14 protein-coding genes are annotated in these 15,058 nt (G+C 64.9%); 5 read left to right on the forward strand and 9 right to left on the reverse strand.

Annotation, left to right across the window (positions count from 1 at the left end; translation table 11 throughout):
• Positions 1-2 precede the first annotated feature (2 nt).
• The gene (locus MU553_RS14785) at positions 3-812 is read right to left on the reverse strand and encodes an alpha/beta fold hydrolase (protein ID WP_247378776.1); all 810 of its coding nucleotides are present in this window, start codon (positions 810-812) and stop codon (positions 3-5) included.
• Between the two features lie 104 nt (positions 813-916).
• Here MU553_RS14785 and MU553_RS14790 point away from each other — a divergent pair, with 104 nt between their 5' ends.
• Both MU553_RS14790 and MU553_RS14795 read left to right on the forward strand, forming a co-directional pair.
• A complete protein-coding gene (locus tag MU553_RS14790; protein ID WP_247378777.1) occupies positions 917-1,768 on the forward strand; it encodes an SDR family oxidoreductase in 852 nt (283 codons plus the stop codon).
• A gap of 83 nt (positions 1,769-1,851) precedes the next feature.
• Positions 1,852-2,040, forward strand: a complete 189-nt coding sequence (locus tag MU553_RS14795) for a DUF7576 family protein (protein WP_247378778.1) — start codon at positions 1,852-1,854, stop codon at positions 2,038-2,040.
• A 469-nt stretch (positions 2,041-2,509) separates the two neighbouring features.
• On the opposite strand, the gene MU553_RS14800 is transcribed toward MU553_RS14795, so the two are convergent.
• Entirely contained in the window at positions 2,510-2,944 is a 435-nt protein-coding gene (locus tag MU553_RS14800) for a CBS domain-containing protein (RefSeq protein WP_247378779.1), read from the reverse strand.
• Positions 2,945-3,113: 169 nt separating this feature from the next.
• Between MU553_RS14800 and MU553_RS14805 the strand changes: the two genes are divergently transcribed.
• Positions 3,114-3,416, forward strand: a complete 303-nt coding sequence (locus MU553_RS14805; protein ID WP_247378780.1) for a hypothetical protein — start codon at positions 3,114-3,116, stop codon at positions 3,414-3,416.
• Between the two features lie 30 nt (positions 3,417-3,446).
• Here the strand turns inward: MU553_RS14805 and MU553_RS14810 are convergent, their stop codons facing one another.
• From MU553_RS14810 to MU553_RS14820, 3 genes are all read right to left on the reverse strand, one after another.
• On the reverse strand, positions 3,447-4,292 hold the full coding sequence (locus tag MU553_RS14810; protein ID WP_247378781.1) for an ion transporter: 846 nt from the start codon (positions 4,290-4,292) through the stop codon (positions 3,447-3,449).
• 84 nt (positions 4,293-4,376) lie between these two features.
• Complete coding sequence (locus tag MU553_RS14815; RefSeq protein WP_247378782.1) at positions 4,377-4,556, reverse strand: DUF7331 family protein; 180 nt, start codon at positions 4,554-4,556, stop codon at positions 4,377-4,379.
• Between the two features lie 217 nt (positions 4,557-4,773).
• Positions 4,774-6,219, reverse strand: coding sequence for an Abi-alpha family protein (locus MU553_RS14820; protein WP_247378783.1), 1,446 nt, complete (start codon positions 6,217-6,219; stop codon positions 4,774-4,776).
• Positions 6,220-6,481: 262 nt separating this feature from the next.
• Between MU553_RS14820 and MU553_RS14825 the strand changes: the two genes are divergently transcribed.
• The gene (locus tag MU553_RS14825) at positions 6,482-7,189 is read left to right on the forward strand and encodes a hypothetical protein (protein ID WP_247378784.1); all 708 of its coding nucleotides are present in this window, start codon (positions 6,482-6,484) and stop codon (positions 7,187-7,189) included.
• A 183-nt stretch (positions 7,190-7,372) separates the two neighbouring features.
• Here MU553_RS14825 and MU553_RS14830 read toward each other — a convergent pair whose 3' ends face one another.
• Positions 7,373-8,542, reverse strand: a complete 1,170-nt coding sequence (locus MU553_RS14830) for a multicopper oxidase domain-containing protein (RefSeq protein ID WP_247378785.1) — start codon at positions 8,540-8,542, stop codon at positions 7,373-7,375.
• Between the two features lie 256 nt (positions 8,543-8,798).
• Between MU553_RS14830 and MU553_RS14835 the strand changes: the two genes are divergently transcribed.
• Positions 8,799-9,587, forward strand: coding sequence for a CbiX/SirB N-terminal domain-containing protein (locus MU553_RS14835; RefSeq protein WP_247378786.1), 789 nt, complete (start codon positions 8,799-8,801; stop codon positions 9,585-9,587).
• A gap of 27 nt (positions 9,588-9,614) precedes the next feature.
• Here MU553_RS14835 and MU553_RS14840 read toward each other — a convergent pair whose 3' ends face one another.
• Genes MU553_RS14840 through cobN form a run of 3 tightly spaced genes read right to left on the reverse strand, consistent with a single transcriptional unit; the run spans position 9,615 to position 15,026 of the window.
• Positions 9,615-10,385, reverse strand: coding sequence for a cobalt-precorrin-7 (C(5))-methyltransferase (locus MU553_RS14840; protein ID WP_247378787.1), 771 nt, complete (start codon positions 10,383-10,385; stop codon positions 9,615-9,617).
• Positions 10,382-11,101 (reverse strand): precorrin-8X methylmutase, encoded by a 720-nt coding sequence (locus tag MU553_RS14845; RefSeq protein WP_247378788.1) that lies wholly within the window; start codon positions 11,099-11,101, stop codon positions 10,382-10,384. Before MU553_RS14845 ends, MU553_RS14840 begins: the two co-directional genes overlap by 4 nt.
• Complete coding sequence (gene cobN / locus MU553_RS14850; protein ID WP_247378789.1) at positions 11,091-15,026, reverse strand: cobaltochelatase subunit CobN; 3,936 nt, start codon at positions 15,024-15,026, stop codon at positions 11,091-11,093. Before cobN ends, MU553_RS14845 begins: the two co-directional genes overlap by 11 nt.
• Between the last annotated feature and the right edge of the window lie 32 nt (positions 15,027-15,058).

Below are 15,058 nucleotides of genomic sequence, written 5' to 3' on the forward strand. Positions count from 1 at the left end.
AGTCAGTTCTCGTTGGGTTCGGGAACCAGCGTGCCGTTTTCCGGTGCCGGGATGGCGTCGCTCTCGGACCCGCTCCAGGCCCAGAGCACGTCGCGGATTCGCTGGTGGGCGACCTCGTAGCTGATGTTCGCGCTGAGATCTCCCTTCTGGCCGGTGTAGCTCCCGAACTGGGTGTGGTTCGCCCCTTCGATGGTGATGACGGTGGCGTTCGACGGCAGGAACTTGTCGCTCGCGGTGGCCTTCGCGCCCGTCACGACGCCGTCGCGCGAGCCGAGCACCTGAAGCGTCGAAAGTCCCGTCCCGTTGAGCGATCGGTCACAGTACGAGCCGAGCAGGACGACGCCGTCAACCTGGTCCGGTTCGTTGCCGGCGTACCGGCAGGCCATCGCCCCGCCGAGCGAGTGGCCGCCGACGTACCAGGTCCGGATCTCCGGCGCCTGCTCGCGGAACGCGGCCGCTCTGTCTGGATCGAGCACTGAGAGCGTAAACGGCATCTTCGGGACGTACACTCGCACCCCCGTTTGTTCGACGTAGGGCGCGAGCACCGGCACGTAGGCCTCGGGGGCGACGTGCCCGCCGGGATAGAACACGAGGGCGACGGTTGCGGGGTCACCGCCGGGTTCTCGAATGACGTAACTGCCGGATCGCTCCGTGACGGTCACGTTCGTCCCGTCGGTCGCTGCAGCGACAGAGCCGGGTCGGGGCTGGTGTGGCGTGGCCGCCCAGGCGACGCCGAGGGTCGCACCGATGACGAGTAGGGCGAGAGACCAGACGACGAGTCGTTTGGCGTTCGCCACGACGACGGTTCGCATGACCGGGGCTACTGGCGGCGGGGTAATACCGCTTTTCCACTCGCAGTGGTAGAGTGCGCCGTTCAAGGAACTATTAGTACGTTGGGAGTGTGTAGCAAACACAGATGATAGACAAGCCAGATCTCAGCGGCCAGACAGCATTTATCACTGGGACGACGCGAGGCATCGGGAAGCAGCTCGCACTCGCGCTCGCAGAGCAGGGCTGTAACATCGTCTCGACGGGGAAGACGGTCGACGACTCCGACTCCGACCTTGAAGGGACGATCCACAAGACCGCAGAGGAGTGTGCCGAGAAGGGCGTCGACACGCACGCCATTCAGCTGAACGTCCGGGACGAGGACAACGTCAACGCCGCCATCGAGGAGGCCATCGACGAGATGGGCGAGATCAACATCGTCATCAACAACGCTTCGGCCATCCAGATGCAGAACGTCGAGGACATGCCGGCCAACCGCTACGACCTCATGAACGAGGTCAACGTGCGCGGCACGTACCTCGTCTCTCGCGGTTTCATCGACCACCTCAAGGACGTCGAGGAGGACGCCTGGATCCTCACGAACGCGCCGCCGGTCAAGATCGACCGCGCGCCCGGAAAGGCGGCCTACTCCTGGTCGAAGATGGGGATGTCTTTCATCACGCTGTCGCTGGCACAGGAACTCGGCGGACACGACATCGGCTGTAACTCCTTCTGGCCGGTGACGGCGATCGACACGCGCGCGACGCGCTACTTCGGCATGGGGACCGAAGACGACTGGCGCACCCCGGAGATCGTCTCGGACACGGTCATGGAGATCCTGAACCGCGACCCGGCCGAGTTCACCGGCAACTACGTCTACGACGAGGAACTCCTCCGCGAGGCCGGCGTCGAAGACTTCTCCGAGTACAACCTCACCGAGGGCGACCCGGCACCGATGTCCGCCCAGATCTTCGACCCTGGCTACGCGCGATCCGAGTAACTCCACGAAAGATAATCCGGTTTCAGCCGACCACTCACCGCCGATATGTGGGATTAAGTAGGTCGGTCGCACAGGATTCAACAATGGTTGACCCAACATCTGATCTCGGCGACGACGTATCGGAAGACGACGCCCCCACCTGCAGGACCTGTGAGGAACCGATCGTCAGCTCACCGAACCACCGCGTCATCACGTGGATCGAAGACGACCAGGTCCAGTCTGCACACTTCTGTGACGAAGACTGCCGACAACGCTGGAACGGCACGCAGTAATCTCTTCTCACGGTGGGTTTCGTCCGGGGTAACAGGAGCCGGCAGCCGAGGCCCGCGACTGCGACCCAGTCAGACGTGTTAACTCACGGAGTCACACTCGGGAGAGATGGGAGGGGAGAACCCCACTTGGAAGCGATGGGAGCGATGCCAGTGGAACGGAAACTCTGTTGGGGAGTCCAGCCACCAGCAACTGACAATTCGTGTGTCGTTTCAATGGGGGTTGCGCCAGCCATACCCGGAGCTTTAAGAGGAGGATTCGATCTCGGTTCGGTGAAGCCGTGAAACGAACGTGTACAGCGTCGTCAGCGATCGGTTCGAACAACTGGCAGAGACAGTCGTACGCTCGAACTCCGGCCATCTGCGAAGTTCATCGCTGAAGCTACCAGTCGGTCGGGGGGAGCGTTGGTGCAGCGAAGGCGAGGCCCGGGCCGCGTCCAGGGTAGTCGACGAGGTGATGCCGCGGGGGTCGTTACTCGAACTCGCCGTCCGGCACGTCCTCTTCCGGCTGGCTCGCCATCTCCAGTCGGTGGTGCGGGAGGAAGTGCGCGAGGTCGGTCGTCGTGACGATGCCGACCGGGATGCCCTCCTCGGTGACGGGGAGTTTCTTCACGCCGTTGTTCCCCATGCGGTCGCCCGCGTTCTCGACGGTGTCGTGGGGACGGATGGTCACCACGGGATCGGACATCAGCTCTTCGACGGACGTCTCCGCGGGGTCTTGCCCGTTGCCGATGCTTTTGACGACGTCGTGTTCGGTGATGATGCCCTCGATCGGATCGTCGCCGATGATGAGGGAGCCGACCCCCTCTTCGGCGAAGACGCGGGCCACTTCGTCGATGGTGGTCTCCCGCTCGATCGTCTCGACCGGGGAACTCATGATCTCACTGACGGGCGTATCGTCTGCCATGACTTACGTGGGCGGTTGTACGCCGCACTCTTAAGCGTAGCCCCCGCTCAAGGAACACGAATTCATAGTTTTCGGCCCATAGCGGCAGTTCTTGCAGGGGTCAACGCTGGCGTGGAGAAGTGGGCGGGAACACACGGACTTTTTTCCGACGGGACTTCTCGGTTGACGTATGACCGACGAGCGGGACCCGGAGGCCACGCTGGATCAGTGGAAAGCAGAGATGCAGGCAGAACACGCCGAGGCGATCGCGAATCCCGATCCCGAAGCGGACCACCAGATCGAGGGCGTCGTCCAGATCAACTACCGCGTGTACTACGACTACGATCCGGAACGCGACGCGCTCGAACGCACGCGCGAAGAACAGGTAAACGACCTGACCGACCCTGAGCTGCGGTCGTGCGCCTGTGGCGTCCGAGGGATGACGCCCGAAGAAGCGCGCCAACACATCGCAGCAGCGCGCGAGCAGTCGTAACCCCGGTCAGTCGTCGACCGCGCCGTCGCGTCACCGCTTCGATTTGATCTGCTGATAGATGACGTTCCCGCAGGCCTTGCAGTGGGAGGCGTCCGGATCGTGGCCCGTCAGTCCGCACTCCGGACAGGTCACGTCGACGGTGCCGTCGTCCGTCCACGCTCTGATGATCCGACTGGCTTCCCAGGGAAGCAGAATGATTCCCATCAAGATGGCCGAGACAGTCACCCAGCGGCCCGTCCGCGTGACGGGCGTGATGTCTCCGAACCCGACTGTCGTCAGCGAGACGACCGCAAAGTAGAACGCGTCGCCGAACGTGTCGATGGCCGGATTCGCCGCGTGTTCGACGTTGTAGAAAAAGCCGGCGTAGAGAAAGAAGATCGACAGCACCGTGAGGAGCAGTTTCATCGCACGGAGCGTCCCGAGTTCGACGGTCCCGAAGAAGAACTGCTCGTCTTTGGTAAAGCGGAAGAACCGGAGCACGCGCACCACGCGGGCGAGTCGCAAGAGCCCGATCGCCGTGGCCGAGGCCACGAGTCCGGGGGCTGCCAGGACCACGAACGTCGGGAGAATCGACACGAGATCGACCATCGTGTACGGATCGGTGAACTCCCCCCAGCGGTTCCGGGCGCTGTACAGTCGGAGCAAGTACTCGACGAGGAAGATGCTCGCGATCGTGACTTCGGTGAGCCAGAGATACGCCTCGGCCGTCTCGGTCAGCGGATACGTTTCGACGACGACGATGGCGATGAAAACGAGGTCCAGAACCAGGACCCCGACGTCGACGAGTTTCCCGATCGGTGTGCGGTGGTCGATCAGGTAAAACCGGATGAGCTCCCGCAGGGATCGGTCGTCCGGGTGAGAATCGCGGCCGGCCATACCGGGTTTACAGAACGCGACAGTAAAGGGTGACAGGTCTGGACAGGAGGTCGTTGCAGGGGTGAGCCGCGACCAGGTGCGGCGTCACCGCCAGTCGTCGAGTGTCACCGGGGTAGACGATTGGAGCCACGCGGCGCCGATCTCTTCGTCGTAGATCATGAGGTCACCGTCGTCAGTGGCCACTGCTTTGTACCGGTCGTACGTCTCCGTGTCGGGTCCACTCGTCGGCAGGCGGTCGTCGGTTTCGTTGGTGTTCGTCGTCATCGGGATTCACGTGTCGTGTGACGGTGGAATATTTCTACGTTACTACGTTACAGTCGGTAACCTAAAACGATTCCCGAACCGATCGGTAACCGGGTTACCCAGAGGAAACGTCGGATTCGCCATCCGGCAGCGGTCCGCCGACGCGACACACTGGTCTTCAGGCAGGTTCAAACACGCACACACCACGTCACCGCTGGTCACAGGGTGGACGGCGTGGTCACTCCTCGACGCGCTCCGGCGTCTCGTAGACGCTCGACGCGTCCTCGGCGGTGACCTCGAACGGCATGCACACCCGACAGAAGTCGACGCCGAAGGGCGTCAGGTGGACGCTCCGATAGATCGTCCGAGCGCGTTTGGCCTGCTCGATGGCGGCTTCGACGGCGGGCTGGGCTTCGAGTACCTGATAGCGTTTGATGTCGTCGACCGGTTCGTCGGAGAACCAGAGCAGGCCCAGTCGATAGAGGTTGTTCATGTACGCGTGGGTGCGATCCTCCTGGCTGAGGCCGGCTTCGCTCCCGATCATCGTCAGCCCCGCGCCGATCAACTCCGAGGAGATGGGCACCCAGCCGACGTCACGCACGTCGATCGAGGGCTGGGGACCTTCGGTCGCGAGCAGCCGCAGGATGCGCGCCTCGTCGGCCGCCATGCTGTCGAGAATCCGCGGATAAGAGGGGTGTACCTCCTCGTCGTACGTGACGTCGGCGGACATCTCCAGGAGGCGAGAGCCCCGCTCCTGGAGCACGTCTTTCGTCTGGACGCGAGACGCACCGCCCCACTCTTCGTCCGCTTCGACGGAGTCGCCCACGTCCAGCCCCAGGCGGGACATCTCCTTGTACGCGATCTTCGAGACCTCGTCCATGAGGTCGGCCGGCGACTCGGCGGTAGAGGCCGCTCGGACCATGCTCGTCCCGGTTCGGATGCCGGACCGCAACGAGTACTCCGTACTACGCTGGGTAGCCGCGGCGGCGATGCGTGCGATCCGATACGGATCGACGTTCTCGTTCGACCAGTCGCCGTTCGCGTCCTGATTGGGGTCCCAGCCGTCGGCCGCCGGTTGGTCCGAGTCCGCATCGCGTCTGCTCGCCGGATTGAACAGGGCGAACACGTTGTCAGCAGTCCGATCGACGTCGTCCGGATCGAGTCCGGCCGCGCTGAACAGCGAGGCGACGCCGTTGGACTCCTCACCGTCGGTCGCGTTACCGAGAGCGGAATCGAGCAGCGAGAAGACGTCCTCTGTCGCCGGGGCCGGATCGGTCGGGTCGACGAGAGCTGCCTCTAACACCGAGAGCAGTCCCTCGCTCTCCGTCCCATCGATCTGGACCGGATCGGTGATCGCCGCTTCGAGCACCGAAAGGACCTGGTTCGCGCTCTCCGTGTCCGGTGCTTGCATCACCGTCGATTCGAGGACCGAGAACAACTGATCGATCTCCTCGGTATCGAGTTGCGTCGGCGTGACGACGGCGGCTTCGAGGACGGACAGCAGCCGGTCGGTCGCTTCCGTGTCGAGCTGGTTGCCCTCGTCGACTGCCGTTTCCAGGACCGAGAACAGTCGATCGACTTCCGTGGCGTTCAGTCCGCTCGATCGCGGGCCGACGCCGCCAGCGTCGGCCGAGCTCGACCCGTCACGGCCGACGTCGGCGTCTGTGGGTACTTCGTCACTCATATCTCGGATTCGACTCACGCGTGCCACAGCGGCCGCCCTCTCGGGTGCCAGCACGCTGATAGTCTCACTTGTACTGTCAGTGAGTATCCTTTAAAAAACTACGACACTTCGCAAAGCGAACAAAAGGGGCGTGGCCAGTTCCGGACGGAACGGCGGCGGCGAGATAATTTCACGATTCTACACAGTTGACTTAATAGACCCGTATATTACTGGCAACAAGTAGAGGGGGGAAGAACGCGTAGAATCACACGAGGTCAGACCAATGAGCGACAACACATCACCGATCGGTGCGATCTTCAAGGTCCAGCGCGACACGATCAAGAACGGACAGAAAGTCGTCGAGAAGACGCTGGAAGTTCCCGCGGACGTCAACGAGACGATCCGGGGGACGGTCGACTCCCAGAAGGAGGCACAGCAGCGAACCGTCGAGTTCGCGCAGGACGCCATCAACCAGGTGCTCGACACCGTCGAGTCGGCGACCCCGGGCGACGACGAGACCGTCGATCAGATCCGCGAATCCGTCAACGACGGGTTCGAGACGCTGCTCGACCAGCACGCGGACGCGCTCGACGCCATCGACGACAACTACGCCGAGGGGATCGACACCTACGACGAGGGCGTCGAGGACGCGCTCGACGTGCTGAACGACCAGCTGGAGATCCTCGTCGACGCCAACGAGGAACTCGAAGAGCAGACCGTCGACGCCTTCGAGAACGCCCTGGACCAGTACGAGGAGTTCCAGGAGCAGCTCGAAGAGCAGACGGAGGAGCTCGGCGATCAGATCGGCGACCAGGCCGAGTCGTTCGGTGACCAGTTCGAGGACCAGCTCGAACGCTATCAGGAGCAGCTCGACAACCTCCAGGACCGCTTCGAGGATCTGCAGGAGAACGTCGAGGAAAACGTCGAAGAACTTCAGGACAGCGTCGAGGTCCCGGTCACCGAGCCGGAAGCCGAAGAACAGAGCGCATAGTCGCCTGCTCTGTCCCCGCGACCCGGCTTCTCCTGCCTCACCGATACACAGATCGGGACGGGTTTTTCGTCATCTGATCCGGACACCGCACAGCGTCCGACAGACCGCGGTGCACGTCGTGTCTGAGCAGCGGACGGCTGCTGGACGAGCCGGTTTTCGACGGCGATCGAGCCGCGCGAGCGATCAGCCGTCGTAGCCGGCGTAGTCCATCAAGTTGCTGAAAATTTCCGAGTCCATCGCCTCCTCGTAGACGATGCCAGTGAGCATCCCGCCGGGATACGACGCGGCGGCGTCCAGTCCGTTCGTGACGTGGTTGACCTTGTGGCAGTGCATGAGGTAGATACCCGGATCGGCGTCGGCCTCGAACTCGACGGTGTGACGCTCGGCTGGCGCGACGTTGGTCACGTCCTGTTCGTATCGAGCCGCCTCGGGGATCTGTGAGCCGTCTTTCTCGACCAGTGTGAACCGGTGGTTGTGGGTGTGCATCGGGTGAGACATGTACCCGCCGTTGACCAGGTGGACGCGGACGGTGTCGCCCTGGCTGACGACGAGCGGCGAGCCGTCTTCGGGGTGGAGCGTGCGGGGTGCACACCGGCCATTGACGGTGAAGGCGTCAGGCTTGCGGTTGCGGGGGCTGTAGCTGACGTCCTCGCCACCGTACGTCCGGGAGAGCCGGGAGTCCCAGTCTTTCATGGTGAGGAAATACTCGCGGTCGGCGGGTTCGTAGCCCGCCGGATCGACCCGGAGGATGCCGAACATCCCCATCTCCATGTGCCGGTGAGTCTGGTAGTGACAGTGATAGAGGTGGGTGCCCGGGACGTTCGCGGGGACCTCGTAGGTGTGTGTCTCGCCCGGGTTGACAGTGATCCCCGTCGTCGTCGGGACGCCGTCGTCCTCCCACGTCTTCTGGACTGCGTGGAAGTGGACGGTGTGGGGATGCATTCCGTCGGTGTTGTCGAGGGTGACCTCGACGGTGTCACCCTCCTGGGCACGCAGGATAGGGCCGGGCACGCTCGCTTCGCGGTCGTCGGCTTTGAACGCCCACACTTCGGGGAGGTTGATCGGTCCACCCATGTCCTCGCCCGGGTGGGCCTGAAGGCTCCGGCGTTCCGAGGAGAGGGTCACTTCGTTGTTCTGGGCGGCGAGATCGACGACCTGCGGCGGAGCCGCAGCCGGGAGCTGCTCGGCGGCCGTGGCGGTCGACGACGAAGACGTGTTCTGGTTCATGGTCTCTTGTGAGTCTGCAGTTGGGCCCTGACACCCCGCGACAGAGGCGACGCCAGCGGCACCGGTTGCTTTCACGAAATCACGACGCGAGAACCCCGTTCCGGGCGCACTCATCTGATCGCTCATGACAGCTGAATATTGCCGAGTGTAGTATAAACAGCAAAAGGAGCGTTCCTGCCCCCCGAGAACGGCCCCGAACACGTTCGGGCCAACTGGTGTATCCAGCAACCGCAAACTCAGTTGGACCACGAGCACGAGAGTCGACGATGGGCTCCCGTCCCCTCGGCGGTCGGGTGACCACAACTTATTTGGGACTCACTGTCGACCCAATATACAAGCTCGATTGTGGTAAGAAAAGTTGGGTTGTATTACAGAGGCTGTTATGACAAAGGACGCACTCGTACTCATCGGTCGAGAGGGGACGCACGCACCGGAGACGCTCAGAACGCACGCCAGTAGGCTCGAACGTCGTGGGGCCGTAGACGCAGCGCACGCGGTGACCTACGCCGAAGAACCGGCGAGGGAACTTCGGGCGGAATTCGAGGCACTGCAGGCGGACCGATGCTTCGTCGTGCCGGCGACGGTGGCTCACAGTCGCGAGACGACGGACGTTCTCCCCGGAGCCATCCCAGCCCTGCCCGGGACAGTTCGGTACTGTGAACCGATCGGTCGGAGTCCCGTCCTCACGCGACTCATCGTCGAACGCGCGGGCGAACTCGTCGCACCGGACGACGACGCCACGCTCGTCCTCGTGAGTCAGGGGAGCAGTTCCCAGCCGTACAACCGGCAGACGACGGAGTATCACGCGGCCCGCATCGCGGACGAATCCGCCTACGCCGACGTCGTGACCTGTTATCTCCTGCAGAATCCTGCCGTCGAATGTGTCCGATACAACGTCTCGACCAGCACCGCCGTCGCCGTCCCGCTCTTTTTGACCGCCAACGAGACGACGGAGTCACGGATTCCGGCGAAACTCGAACTCGGCCGGGGCGGCATCGCCTACGCCGATCCCCTCGGTGATCACCCACTCGTCACCGACGCGATCCAGGGTGAACTAGACCGACAGCGCGCGTTCGCAGCCGAGGAGTCGTCTGGCCCCGCCTCGTTCGAGGAGACGCTCGTCCAGAATCACCGCTCGCTCGCGACCGACGGCGAAGGCGTCGTTCGATAAGTCGCGGCGAAGACGCCGCTCGGACCCTCACGTCGCTCGCACGACCAGCACGGAGAGATCCGAGAACGGCGAGTCGTCGGGATCGGAGCCACCCGCGTGTTCGGCGAGTTCACCCAAACTCGTTCGGGTGATCGACTCGCCGTCGTGCGTGAGCCGCTCCAGAACCAGCGTTTCCAGGTCGGCCGACCCGCCCGCATCCAGCAACTCGGCACCGAGATCACCGGGCATCAGGTCGAACGGTCGCGGAAGCACGAGCAGGTGCCGATCACCGACGGCGTCCCGGAGTCGCGCCAGGTCCGGCGAGAGGTCGCCGCTCTTGTGGAGCGTGACGAACTCGCTGTCCTCCATGGGCGTCCGCGCACGCGAGGCGGCGATCTGGAGCGAGGAGATGCCAGGAATCACGCGGACTGGGTCGTCGACGACCGCTTCGACTTTCCCGACGAACTGATAGCCGGAGTGATTGGGGTCGCCCATCAACACGGCCGTTCCGCGCTGGCCATCGGCCACGCGCTCGGCGAACGTTGCGAGGGTGTCGGCCTCGTCCCGGTACCCACAGGTCAACAGCTCTGCGTCGGTGATGTCCGCGACGAACTCGACGACGGTCTCGAAGCCGACGACGACGTCCGCCGTTTCGATCGCCCGACGACCGCGCGGCGTCAAGAAGTCGAGGTTGCCGGGACCGATGCCGACGGCGCGGACGCGTGGACCGCCGTCTTCCTCGGGCTCCGGAGCGCTCGCCGCCAGCGTCGCCGGGTCCGGTCCCGAATCCAGGTCGTAGTCGCTCTCGGTGTCGGTCATTCCGGTAGTTCGACCTCCCCGTCTCGGGCGTCACTCGCCACGTGAACGAGTTCGTTCGTCAGCCCGGCGGCCAGTCCGCTACCGCCTCGGCGGCCGACGTTCGTGATGGCTGGCACGCCGTGCTCGTCGGCGACCGTCCGGAGGCGCTCGCGGCTCTCCGCTGCCTTCACGAACCCGACCGGCGTCGCAACCACGACCGCGGGCCGCGTTCCGTCCTCGATGCAGTCCGCCAGCGCGAGCGCCGCCGTCGGGGCGTTGCCCACGACGGCAATGGCGTCGTCGTAGACCCCTTCCTTGTCGAGTTCCAGGACGGAGGCCGCGGTTCGGGTCATGCCCGTCTCGGCGGCCAGTTCGGCACCGTTGCCGATGGCCTTTCGCACTGTGCAGTCGTGTCCGCGACCGGTGACGCCGGCTTTGACCATCGTGATGTCGGTGACGATCGGCCGCTCGTCCAGCACCGCATGCGCGCCGGCGACCACGGGTTGGTCCTCGTCGGTCCCACCGGAGAATCGCACGAGGTGCTGGAACTCGGGGTCGCCGGTCGCGTGGACGGACTTCTGACGGACGCGGTCCGCCAGCGTCTCGTCGGGCACGAGTTCGCGGACCCGATCCATCGAAGTCTCCGCAATGTCCATCGCGTTCTCGGTCGTCGCGCCGAGGTCGGCGTACGCTTCGAAGTCGGTCTCGTCGGTCGCGTCGTCTCGGTTAGTCGTCATCTGAAGTCACCTCTTCGTCCTGCTCGCGGCCTTCGGCCGCTCGCTCGTCCGTGCCGTTCGCTCCGCTCACACCGCGCGTCGCACGTCCTTCCAGTTCGCCGTCGACCTGGAGGTTGACGTCCCGCAGCCTGTCGGCCGTCGCCTGGTCGGCGTCCCACAGTCCGCGGTCGATCGCCTCCAGGAGCGTGTCGGTGATCGAGTCCAGCGCCCACGGGTTCACGTCCTCGAACCAGTCCTGCCGGTCGGCGTCGAACGCGTATCGGTCCGCAACGTCCTCCCAGAGCGTGTCGGAGACGACGCCCGTCGTCGCGTCCCAGCCGAGCACGACGTCGACCGTCGTCGAGAGATCGCCGGCGCCCTTGTACCCGTGTTCTTCCATCGAATCGAGCCACTCGGGGTTGAGAACGCGGGCGCGCATCGCCTTCCGGACCTTCTCCTCGTTGGTGTACACGTCCACGTTGTCGGGGTCCGAGGAGTCGCCGACGTAGGACGCCGGCTCCTCGCCGGCCGTCTCGGCGACGGCTGAGACGAACCCGCCGTGGAACGCGTACCAGTCGGAGCTGTCGAACTCGTCCTGTTCGGCCGTGTCCTCGATCTTGACCGTCGCGTCGACGTTCCCGAGCCGGCGCTCGAAGGCGTCGTGGGCTTCTGACACCGTCCCGCGCGACCCGAGCGCGTAGCCGCCCCACTGGACGTAGACGTCCGCGAGGTCCGAACGGTCCTCCCAGTTGCCCTCGTCGACGGCCTTGTTCGTCCCCGCGCCGTAGCCGCCCGGCCGGGTCGTGAACACGCGGTGTTTCGCCGCGGATTCGGCCTCGGACGCGTCCATGCCCTCGGCTTCGAGGTCCTCGGCGTCTTCCTCGACGTGTTTTTTCACGTAGTTCATTTCGTGGGCCTCGTCGAGGTCGACGACCGCGTCGACGGCGTCGTGGACGACGCTCGCGGCCTGGGGGAACGCGTCGCGGAAGAGCCCGGAGACGCGCGTCGTCACGTCGATTCGCGGGCGTCCGAGGTCGTCGGGCGGAATCGGGTCCACGTCGTCGATGCGACCGGCGTCGGTCCAGACCGGTTCGACGCCCATCAGCGCGAGCACCTGGGCGATGGTCTCTCCCCGCGTGCGCACGGTCGGCGTCCCCCAGGCGACGACGCCGATCTCTTCGGGATACTCGCCCTCCTCGTCGTGATGACGCTCAGCGACGCCGTGGGCGACCTCACTGCCGACCTCCCAGGCGCTCTTGGCCGGGACCTTCCGGGGGTCGAGCGTGTAGAAGTTCCGGGCCGTCGGCAGGAGATCGACGCCGCCGCGCGTGGGCGCACCCGAGCCGCCGGGCGGGACGTACTCGCCCGCGAGCGCGTCTGCCGTCCGCGGAATCTCCTCGCTGGCTCCCGCGACGCGTGGCTGGGCCTCCTCGCAGATGAACGCGAGGACTTCGCGGAGGTCGTCGTGGGCACCGGAGTTCGCACGAGCGTCACCGAGCGGGTCGATGTCGACGACGAGGAGGTTCATGTTCACCTCCGAGTCCCCGCCGTCGAGTTCACTCTCGGGCACGTCGAAGCCGTGGTCGGCCAGGGTCGTCACGAGGTCGAGACTCGTCTCGTACACCTCGTCGGCCGCCTGGGCGTAGGTCATTCCGAGGTCCTCGTCGTAGGTCCCGGGTTCGTCGAGCATGCGCTGGTAGTCGACGCCGAGGACGCCCGCGACGGCTTCACGGAGACTCGGGGCGCCGGGGTTCTCCAGGCGCGTGAGTGCGACGAGGTACTCCACCAAGCGCTCGTCGGCCGGCGGTTCGCCCATCGTGTGAAGCCCCAGGCGAATCTGCGTTGTCTTGACGTCCGTGAGGTACTCGTGGATGCGTTCGACGAGGTCGTCGATAGCGAGGTCGTCGCCCTCGACAGTTCCTTCAGCGAGTGTCGTGCCGGCTTCGTCGGGTCCGCGAACGTCGGCTTTCTCGGCTATCTCGCCGGCGATCCCCAATTCGACGGCCAGGTCGAGGTCGGCGACTTTCTCCCGGATCAAGTCTTCGAGCTGTTGGCCATCGTCGCTCCGGGCGTCCTCCATCCCGGCCTCGCGGTAGCGGTCGGCCAGTTCTTCCAGTTCGGCGAGGTCGTCGTAGGTGCCGGCGTTCGACATTACGGGCGTCAGGTAGTCCACGATCGCCGCGTAGGAGCGCCGTTTCGCCTGGGTTCCCTCGCCGGGGTTGTTGATGATGTACGGATAGACGTTCGGGAGATCCTCGATGAGTTGGTCGGGCGCGCTTTCGCCGTTCAGCCCGACGGTCTTTCCGGGGAGCCACTCCAGCGAGCCGTGGGTCCCGAGGTGGACCACGGCGTCGGCCTCGAAGACGTTCCGGAGCCAGCCGTAGAAGGCCACGTAGTCGTGGGGCGGCTGGAGGTCCGAGTCGTGGTACACCTTCGAGGGGTCCATGCCGAACCCGCGCGGGGGCTGGACGGTCACGAGGACGTTGCCGAACTCGACGCCGGGGATGGCGAACGGGCGGTCCGGCGGGTCGCCCCACTCGTCGACGACGTGCTCCCGGAACCGTTCGTCCTTGCGATCGAACCACTCGGCGTACTGATCGGGCGCGACGGTATCGACCGAGCGCTCGCGGACGTCTTCGGGCGCGACCCAGCGGTCGTCGAGGGTGAGCTGGGCGGTGAGTTGCTCGACGAGCGACTGGCCGTCCGCCGGGAACTCGTCGTCCAAGTCGTACCCGCGCTCGCCGAGTTCGCCCAGGAGGTTGACCGTGCTTTCGGGGCTGTCGAGCCCGAACGCGGTTCCGATACCGTCGTCGCTCGGCGGATAGTTGTGGAGGACGACGGCGACCTGTTTGTCTTCGTTCGGGGTGTGACGCAACTGTGCCCAGTTGACCGCCAGCCGGGCGGCGTGGTCGACCCTGTCGTCGATCGGGAAGTGCTGTTTCGGAGCGCTCCCGATGTCGGCCTCGTCGGCCGTCCGCTCTTTGCCGCTGATCGGGTGCGTGACGACGTTGCCGTCGAACTCCGGCAGGGCGACGGACAGTGCGAGTTCGAAGCCCATCACGCCGGTGTCGCTGGACTCGTAGCGCGACCGCGAGCGCATCGTCGTCACGGTCTGGATAACGGGCACGCCGAGTCGATCCAGGAACACGTCTTCGGCAGAGGTGCCCTCGTCACTGGCGCTGCGACCGCGTTCGTCCATCGAGAGCGAGAACATGAACGAGGAGAGTACGGCGTCGACGCGCGCGCTGCCGTCGTCGTCGAGCAGCCACTCCTCGGTGACGGTCTCGGCGTCCCACTGCCCGTCCTCGTCGGTCGCCGGATTACAGAAGATCGGGAGAGCGTTGGCCCCCTGCGACTCGACGGCCTCGACCTGCGCGTCGACGTATCGCGTGTTCTCGTGCGTCCAGTGGGACTCGTAGAACCAGATTGCCACCGTCGGCTGGTCGGGTTCGAAGGTCTCGACCAGTTCCTCGTAGCTCGCGGCCGGATAGTCCGGATGGTAGACGCCCTCGGTCGGCAGCGTCACGGGATCGTCGTACGAGCGCGAGGCGTCGCTGTACTCGTCGGCGAGATACCGCAGACAGTTGGCGATGTTGCTCGTCCCGCCGCGATCCAGATACTCGGAGACGCGCTCGCGATCGGCGTCTGCGACCGTCGTGTCCTCGAACGCGAAGGCGTCGCCGGTGGCTTTGACGACCAGGGGGACGCCCGCGTCCGCGAGTCGTGTGACCGCGTGGTCGTAGCCGGGCATGCTGTCCTCCCCGCCGTGCAGCCAGAGGACGACCGCGTCGGCGTCTTCGAGTTCGTCGACGAACGCGTCCACGTCGGTTCCGTCGTCGATGTCCCCCTCCGAGCGGACGACGAGGTCCACGTCGACCTCAGTCGCCGCTCGCTGGACGGCTCCCAGTTCGTTCTCCGTCGCCGTATATAACCCAAGCTTCGGCATAACGTTGTTAAACCTCTATTGTCTTAACGCAA

It is taken from the genome of Halorientalis brevis, assembly GCF_023077655.1.